Origin of the sequence: Gilliamella sp. Imp1-1, assembly GCF_001690415.1 — a bacterium.
Classification (GTDB): Bacteria; Pseudomonadota; Gammaproteobacteria; order Enterobacterales; family Orbaceae; genus Gilliamella; species Gilliamella bombi.
In genome coordinates, this window is the sequence record NZ_LZHK01000117.1 from 1 (window position 1) to 8,678 (window position 8,678).

Below are 8,678 nucleotides of genomic sequence, written 5' to 3' on the forward strand. Positions count from 1 at the left end.
ACTCTTCTGGCAAATCTCGCCAAGGAATACCGGTTCTCATTCGGAAAAGGATCCCTTCAAACGTCATCCGATGCTCGGATTTATTATAAACTCGGCCGGTATTTTTCATTATTTGTAGTAGCTTTTCCCACCGTTTATCTGTTAGCATTGTTCTTGGCATGATGAATCGAGTTATGGTTGTTTTTGGCTGAATTATTATAACTCACATCATGCCGTCTAAAAAATAATCATGAAAGATCAACACGCCCTAATGTGTTAGGATTATTTATATTGAAGTTTTCTCAGCAATCAAAACTCACTAATGGCGCATTAGCCTTAGCGTTATCGCCAGCCTTAACACCAGATGGAATTATTGACAACCCTCAATTTTTTGCTGGTTATGCACTTTACCCACAAATTCTTGCTAGATCTTTACTGGTTTTGGCTGATATTACTGCGACCCGATATTTTAAACCGGTGCCAGTAGCTTTTCGTGATCCTATTTTATCTGCACAAGGGAATCAATTAAGAGCAGAGGTTTTTTCTGCCTGCAATAGTGTTTATGCCCGTTTAGATTTGTTACAACAAGGGTTTGATGGACAAATATTACGAGGTACAACCAATGTAGATATAGGTATTAGCTTAAGGCAAGCGCTAACTCAGGTTAATAATAGAGACAAACTTCATCTCAATATTGGTAATCAAGGTTTGGCTATGCGCCATATCCAAAAACAAGATAAAGATGTAATTGGAATAAAGGCCATTATTGAGCGCCCTGTTGCAATGCCGGATAGGTGGATTAGAGCACTAGGTAATGTAGCTGAAATTCATACCAAAATGGCCGCTGTTTTTACGGTAACGGGAATACAAGCACAAACCTTTATTGCAGGATTGCCAACCGTGACTAGTAAACATCAATCAAGCTGGCTAGTGCCATCTAATACTGGTATTAAATTGATGGCTCAAGGCGGTCTCGATAGTGTGTATATTTCGGGGCTACACCGGTTAAGTGCACTTAAGCGATTAATGACCAATATTAAGCGTTTAACTTTTTATCAGCTAGCAAGTGGTGAACAAGGACCCTGCATGGTTGAAGTTGAACTCGACGGTGCAAGACTTACTTTGAGCTTAACTGCACAGCCATGGCAAGGCTATTCTGGCGAAGGTGCCTTACTTGAGCTGCTTGCAACAAAACAGCAATTACAAAATGCTCAACTTGTTCAATCTATTTTACAGTTTGATTCGCTGATCGATCTGACTCAGCTAGCGATAAAAACAGGTTTAGATACTCAGCGCATTAATAGTTCGCTGGCGTATCTAGCTGTTTCAGGTAAGTTGGGTTTTGATGTACACCAGAATGGCTATTTTCATCGTCAATTGCCTGAAGATCCTAATCGACTTATCAAAGATAATCCGCGTTTAAAATCGGCCTATAAATTGATTGAATATATTGATCGAATTGATGAAAACACATGGATGGTTCACTCGAATAACGAAGACTATCGTGTCCGTTTTGTTAGGCAGAATAGTAAAATGACATCACAATGTACTTGCTCATGGTATCTGAATCATCAACTCAAAAAAGGACCATGTAAACATATTTTAGCAGTACAAATTAAGGAAAATATTTATGAATGCTAACTTAGCGAAAGCCGAAGCGATTTTTATTTTTTTGAATTGGAACAATGTCACAGCTGACAATATTTTACAACAACCGCTAGGTAGCAAAGAGCAGCAAAAGATTGCACTTTTAGGATTAAAAAATGGCAAATGGGGTGACTATGTCAAAGTTGGTAACGCTTTTCAATGGCAAGATTATGTTAAGTGTAATAAAGCATATTTAGCTTTGTACGCCATTCGGATTGGGGTATCAGTGAGCCGAGCGTTAAAACTTGCTCATTATACTTATTCATCTTTGTTATTGCCGGTTATTATTGAACGAGGTGAAAATTACGCACAAAATTTTGTGCAACAAGCATCTGCACCAACAGATCTTGCTGTTCAGTTGGTTGATCGTTTAAATTTGGTTATTCCTAAAAATCAGAATTATATCGGCGGTTGGACGTTGTATGCGGCGGTTGCTATGCGTGGTGATGATGTTGTAAAGCATTTTTACGATAAAATTCCTCCAAATATAGCTCAATGTCAGCGTCGATTTGTCGAACATATTCATATTGCTATAGCGATAAATACACCTGCTACACGGTCATTTATCGAGGTGTTTTGCTTGGGGGTAACATTAGGTTGGCTTGACCGAGAGCAAGCAAAAGAGTTACTTTTTTTGGCTTTAGATATCGCTATTCGTCCTATAGATCGTAAAGTATGGTTAGATACACTTTATGATTTAGGTATTACCGATGCTGAATTGTGCCAGCGAGTACCTGCTTTAATTCCATTACTAGCCATGGGTGAATCTGCAATAATTAATCGATTAGCACCTGTTTTAATTCCCTTTGTTGATGATGAATTATTAATCGAAGTGATGACGGCATGTTTATCATCTAAAATAAAATCGGTCAAAAAATTAGTGTTAAAGATAGCCCTAAATCGCAAAGCGCCCCAAAATACTGATTTGTTTATGCCTTTGTTAAATCTATTACTTGACCAAACTGATGAATCAATTGTGGCTTTAACTAGCAAGCTAATTACACAGTGGCATATTGATGATCATACCGTACAATCTAATTCCTCCGAATTACAACAACTTTGGCAACCAACACCGTCACTTTGGCAATTACCGCCTTTTGAATTAGAGCCTATTTCCCCTGATGTATTAACTGAGTTAGCCTCTGAATTAGTAAAAAGAAACATATCTGGTCATGATAGTGTGACGGAAAGATTTCTAGCTGTAGCCAATATTATTGCTTATCACGATCCTCAAGCAGCAAAAGCGAGTTTAGCGGGTATAAAATTGCGGGTTGATCAGCTTCTTGGTTTTCTATTTTATTGGCGTAAAGGCGAAGAGATTCCGTATCATAAATATTTGTCTGATTTATTAACAGCACGCGATTATATTGTTTGTAAAAACTTAGGCAAAATACCTTGTTTACTGTCGACACCAAGCATGAGTGATCTTTCAATAACAGTGGATGATCTTAGTCAACGATTAGCGATTTATCAACAGTTGAAAATTGATGCATTAGAGGCGGATCTGTTTTTAGCCTTGACTCGTCTTGATGTTTCGACACAAACATCATCAACGATAGAAAAACTCAAGAAGTTAAATGTTGCAGTCGTTTTGCAATCAGGACAAAAAATGCCAATTGATGCTGCTTCTTTAGTATTACAGTATCTGGACGATCCAGTAATCGAACCTAAATTAGCGTTAAATACTTATATTGAAGACGTACTGTCCCTTCCACAATCATTAAATTATTTTCCTAAACGTATTGGAAATAACGGGTTTACAAAAATTCTTGCTATTTTCCCGTTATGGAACGATAGTGCAATACCGTCAGATATTGATTGGGCAACATATTACCATCAAGGTTTTGAGTTCCAGCAAATTGTTAACAGGCGTTCTCCTTTTGATTCACGTTCTGCAATGGCATTGTTAGCTATGCAACGCGCTAATTCGCCTTATGTGGCTAGCAATATGGCTCAAGCAGTAAACGATGCATGGCAAAGAGGTTTGCTTATTCCAGGTGTGGCGGATATTTTGTTACTGGAGCGATTTAGTCAGGTTCCTTGTCGTATAGCTAGTTTGGTGTCAGTATTAACCGATATTGCAAAACAAGGTATTCTTTCGGTGGTTTGGCCTATTTTGGATCAATTAATTATCGCATCATGTAAAGCACCAAGACTGTTATCTGGCACGCTTGAAACTGTTGATGCGATAGCTGAGTTTTTACCAGAAGTTCAATATGCTGTCGATCAAGGCATAGCCGATGCCAATCAATTGCAATTACTTGGCATCAGAATGTTAGCCAGTAAAGAAGGTAGTGCTAATGCGATTAAGAAAGCAAAAGCCATAGTTGAAAAACTACCTAAAATCGCCCCTTTAAAACAAGACGTATCGATGCGAGCTCCTGATGATTTTGAACAAGTATGGTCAAAACCGCAAAAGACTAAAGTTGTGCCTGAAGATAATGTTTCAATTACTATTAGTAAGCCTGTAATAGATCAATCATCACGATTTTCTAAAGCATTGGCTAAATCACTAATGTTTACTTTAAAACTCCCCAATGTGTCTAACCAAGTTTTCCACATAGTAAAAAATGATTGGTATTATGATTTAGAATACGAATTCCAATGCGAAGCTTACCCAGCATTATCAAAAGATCAACAAGTTATACCTAATTTTCGATCAAGAGTTTGGTTACATTGGTGTATTAACAAACAGTTACTTGTTGTTGAAAAAACACGTAATTGGCAAGAAAATAACGATGGACCATTATCAAGTAAATATAATTTGATTTTTTTAAACACAGATAATCTGATTTTTTCAAAATCGTTAGTGACAGTGATTATCGGATTGTTGGCTCAAGACAGTGATACTTATAAAGCAAATTTTATTTTTGAAAAAAATGTTAAAAAAGGAATCATTGATGCAGATACCATGCGCAAAGCTATTATCTTGTTTCTCGATTATCCTGATTTAAGCCCCGCTAAATTAATTCGATTACTAGAAAAAAAGCCAAGTTTATTGCCAATATTTTGTCCAGTATTAATTGAATGCATTAAGTTTGTTGGAAATCTAGTAAAACAAGGTGAAAAAATACCTGCTTGGATTAATCGGATTTTAGATATGTCATTAAACTATGCTCCTTATTTGAAAGAGGCAACTAGGCGCGGTTATCTAACTGAACCTGATTCTCAATGGCAAGGCTTAGCGGATATTGCCCAAGCAAAAGCAAAATCAGTAGCAGTAAACAAAGCAAAACAACTACTTGAATTACTTAAGTAAGATGGTTATTTTTGGGAAATGATTAGAACACTTAAAATAGGTCTAATATAAAAGCAATAAATAATCAAATTTAATCATCATGTAAAGTGATATATAAAAAAACATTATAATGATGTTTATTTTCTATAAACACAATGTTGAATTATGTTATTGTTTTAACTTTATTTTAATAAGAAAGGAATATTATGACTCATTCTTCACATCCTTTGGTGCGTTTTTATTTTAAAATAGGGCTGATACCGCAGATTTTGTTGGGCTTAATATTTGGTATTATTCTCGCTGCGGTGTCGAAAGATACCGCATTAGCGATGTCACTTATAGGTGGGCTATTTATTAATGCTTTAAAATCAGTTGCTCCTATACTAGTACTCATTTTGGTAATTGCATCAATATCAAATCATCAACATGGCAAACAAGCCAATATGAGACCATTAATTGCCCTTTATTTTGTTGGAATGATGTTAGCCGCATTATTAGCAACCATTGCTAGTTTTTTATTCCCATCACAGATTTCATTTGGTGATACGTTAAATAACCTTGAACTTACACCGCCTAGTGGTATTGCTGCTGTTTTAAAAACCTTATTAGAAAAAATGATCGACAATCCGATAAATGCACTAATTAATGCAAACTATATTGGTCTTATCATTTGGGGTGTTGGTATCGGTTTGGCATTAAGACACTCTAGCCAAAGTACTAAAACAATGATGAATGATCTGTCTTATGCTATTTCTTTTATTGTAAGAATTATTATCCGCTTTGCTCCTTTAGGGGTATTTGGATTAGTTGCCTCAACGCTAGCTGAAACGGGTTTTGGTGAATTACTGAAATATGCACATCTATTGGTTGTGTTAGTTTCTTGTATGCTGTTTGTTGCATTGGTGATTAATCCATTATTAGCTTATTTAGTTATGCACAAAAACCCTTATCCATTAGTATTTACCTCTTTAAAAGAGAGTGCGATCCCAGCCTTCTTTACCCGAAGTTCAGCAGCAAATATTCCCGTTAATATGGAGATCTGTAAAAAATATAAAATGGATGAAGATACTTATTCGGTTGCTGTACCGCTAGGTGCTGCAATTAATATGTCAGGTGCTGCCGTTACTATAACAGTTTTAACTCTAGCCACCGTCAACTCAATGCCAGCTAGTGCTGGTATACATGTTGATATCTATTCTGCGGTATTACTTTGTATTGTAACTTCAGTATGTGCTTGTGGGGCATCAGGGATTGCGGGTGGATCGTTACTGCTTATTCCTGTCGCATGTAGTATGTTTGGTATACCTAACGAAATTTCAGCCAAAGTGATTGGCATTGGAATTGCAATTGGCGTTATTCAAGATTCGGTTGAAACCGCATTGAACTCATCAAGTGATGTTGTGTTTATTGGTGCGGTTTCATCAGCCGCGCAGAAGAAGAAAAATAATACGACTAAAAATTAAGTATTCAAGCCTATTTAATTGGTAACTCTGATTTATAACTGAGCATGGTAATTTGTTATTATCAGCTCAGTTTTTATTTATCCCTCACAACCAAACATATCACATTGCTTTTTCTCGAATGACTCTTTATTATTAAAAAAACATCTAATATTTAAGTGGATTATTATATTATTTAGATGTTCCGATACTATATGTGATGAGGAGACACTATGCCATTTAATGCCATTGTTTTATCGAAAGAAGAAAAAACGGGGTTTTCATGCTCCTTAAAGAGTATTAGTAAACAGCAGTTATTAGCGCAAGAAGGTGATACCTTAATCCAAATAACCTATTCAAGTATTAACTATAAAGATGCGCTAGCTTTAACTAATAAAAGTCCTGTTGTTAGACAGTGGCCAATGGTACCAGGTATTGATGGTGTTGGTATTGTGCTAGAATGTCGTAGTGGTTGCTATCAAAAAGGCGATATAGTTATATTAAATGGATGGGGGTGTGGCGAGACTCATTGGGGATGTTTGTCACAATATGCTTATTTAAAATCTGATTGGCTAGTACCCTTGCCCAACAAACTTACAGATTATCAAGCAATGGCAATTGGTACGGCAGGTTATACAGCAGGCCTTTGTGTCCAACGTATTGTTGATTTAGGTGTAAAACCACAAGATGGTATGGTTTTGGTAACAGGTGCTAGTGGTGGAGTTGGCTCAATTGCCGTTGCATTACTTACTAAACTTGGTTATCAAGTCACCGCATCAACGAGTAAAATTGAAGAAGATCATTATTTACGACAACTTGGCGCAGTTAATATTATTGATGGTCAAACCTTAAAAGAAACGGGTAAACCATTACAAAAAGAACTGTGGTCAGCTGTTGTCGATGCGGTTGGTTCGCACACTTTAGCAAATGCTTGTGCCCAAACTCAATATGGCGGAATTGTGGCGTGTTGTGGTCTTGCTCAAGGCATGGACTTACCAGCAACGGTTGCGCCGTTTATTTTAAGAGGTGTTTCGTTAGCTGGGGTGGATAGTGTGATGGCAAATTATGATAAACGTGTGGCAGCATGGAATTTATTGGCACACAATCTGGATGAAAAAGTGTTATCTCATATTAGTAATACAATCACACTAAATGATTGTGTTGAGGTGGCAAATAAAATGATTGCAGGGCAAATAAAAGGGCGTTTTGTTGTTGATGTAAACAAATGAATCTAGGTTTGACTAAACAGTAGTATTTTGATAATTACTGTTAATTACTTGTCCTACTCATTTGCTATAAAGTTAAAAAAAACAGCGATGTAATATTTACACCGCTTTTATTTATACCACTATTTATTGTCATTGATAATGACTAAAATGTTAGCAATGAAACGATGTTTATCTATTTTTAATTGATTACTTGATTATAGCCTTTAATTACACTTTTAAGTTCCCCATTCAAAGAATCAACTTCTCTTTGGAATGGCAACACATTTTCAAACAAAAAAATTAAGGGGTAAGTGTTTTTTAAATTCAACGGGAGGCAAGTAGCCTAACGAAGAATGTAATCGTTTATGATTATACCAATAAGCATAAGCCGAAAAAGCGCGTTGTAATTCAGCCGTTGAGTTGAAACGTTGGCCTTTTACAAATTCCGTTTTAATTGTTTTAAATGTCGCTTCCGCTACCGCATTGTCATATGGACACCCTTTCTTGCTTAATGAATGCGTGATATTAAATGTCTTAAAACACGCCTCTAATAACCGATTATCAAACTCTTTGCCTCGGTCTGAATGAAATAAATCCAATTTTGATAATGGCAGTTTAATTTGGCTTAATGCCGACATAACAAGCTCTGCTGTTTTATGTTGACCAACATGGTAACCGACAATTTGCCTATCGGATAAGTTCACTAAAACACATAAATAGTTCCAACGTTGCTTAACTTGAATATAGGTTAAATCTGCAACAACAATTTGTTTTTTATCACCTACATCAAATTGTCGTTGCAGGTGATTTTCTATGGCGGTTTCATTCACTTCCGTAGTGTGAGATTGATAACGTTTAACGGTGTATTTTGATACCAGCAATAAGGCTTTCATCACCCGAGCAATGTAACGGCGTGACACCCAAATATTCTCTTTCTGTAAATCAAAACGAATTCGTCTTGTACCATAAGACTGATAGCTCTGATTAAATAGCGTCACGATTTTATTGGCATAAAGCCCTACTGATTTTTGTCTATTCAATTTACACTGATAATAAGCATAATGTCTTGATAATCCTAAATATTGACATAGCTTTGTTATGCTATAACGATGTCGATTTGCTTTTAGGATAGCGATTTTCGTCCTATTATCAGTGCTGCTTGCTTTA

Annotated in this window: 6 protein-coding genes; 4 read left to right on the plus strand and 2 right to left on the minus strand. The window is 36.3% G+C overall.

Annotated features, from left to right (window positions below; all coding sequences use genetic code 11):
* Positions 1 to 160 (minus strand): transposase (locus tag A9G38_RS09700; protein WP_141671777.1); only part of this gene is annotated, 160 nt, incomplete at its 3' end.
* Positions 161 to 270: 110 nt separating this feature from the next.
* Here A9G38_RS09700 and A9G38_RS09705 point away from each other — a divergent pair.
* The 4 genes from A9G38_RS09705 (at position 271) to acuI (ending at position 7,532) form a co-directional block, all read left to right on the plus strand.
* On the plus strand, positions 271 to 1,620 hold the full coding sequence (locus tag A9G38_RS09705) for an SWIM zinc finger family protein (protein WP_202961588.1): 1,350 nt from the start codon (positions 271 to 273) through the stop codon (positions 1,618 to 1,620).
* On the plus strand, positions 1,610 to 4,885 hold the full coding sequence (locus A9G38_RS09710) for a hypothetical protein (RefSeq protein WP_034915286.1): 3,276 nt from the start codon (positions 1,610 to 1,612) through the stop codon (positions 4,883 to 4,885). Before A9G38_RS09705 ends, A9G38_RS09710 begins: the two co-directional genes overlap by 11 nt.
* A gap of 185 nt (positions 4,886 to 5,070) precedes the next feature.
* On the plus strand, positions 5,071 to 6,327 hold the full coding sequence (gene sstT / locus A9G38_RS09715; protein ID WP_034915289.1) for a serine/threonine transporter SstT: 1,257 nt from the start codon (positions 5,071 to 5,073) through the stop codon (positions 6,325 to 6,327).
* 209 nt (positions 6,328 to 6,536) lie between these two features.
* Entirely contained in the window at positions 6,537 to 7,532 is a 996-nt protein-coding gene (gene acuI, locus A9G38_RS09720; protein ID WP_034915292.1) for an acrylyl-CoA reductase (NADPH), read from the plus strand.
* Between the two features lie 266 nt (positions 7,533 to 7,798).
* Here acuI and A9G38_RS09725 read toward each other — a convergent pair.
* Positions 7,799 to 8,678, minus strand: an 880-nt coding sequence (locus A9G38_RS09725) for an IS3 family transposase (protein ID WP_081297942.1), incomplete at its 5' end; no start/stop codon positions are given.

Coding starts and splice junctions, on each gene's coding strand:
- acuI (WP_034915292.1), top strand. CDS start 6,537: ATGCCATTTAATGCCATTGTTTTATCGAAAGAAGAAAAAACGGGGTTT.
- A9G38_RS09710 (WP_034915286.1), top strand. CDS start 1,610: ATGAATGCTAACTTAGCGAAAGCCGAAGCGATTTTTATTTTTTTGAAT.
- sstT (WP_034915289.1), top strand. CDS start 5,071: ATGACTCATTCTTCACATCCTTTGGTGCGTTTTTATTTTAAAATAGGG.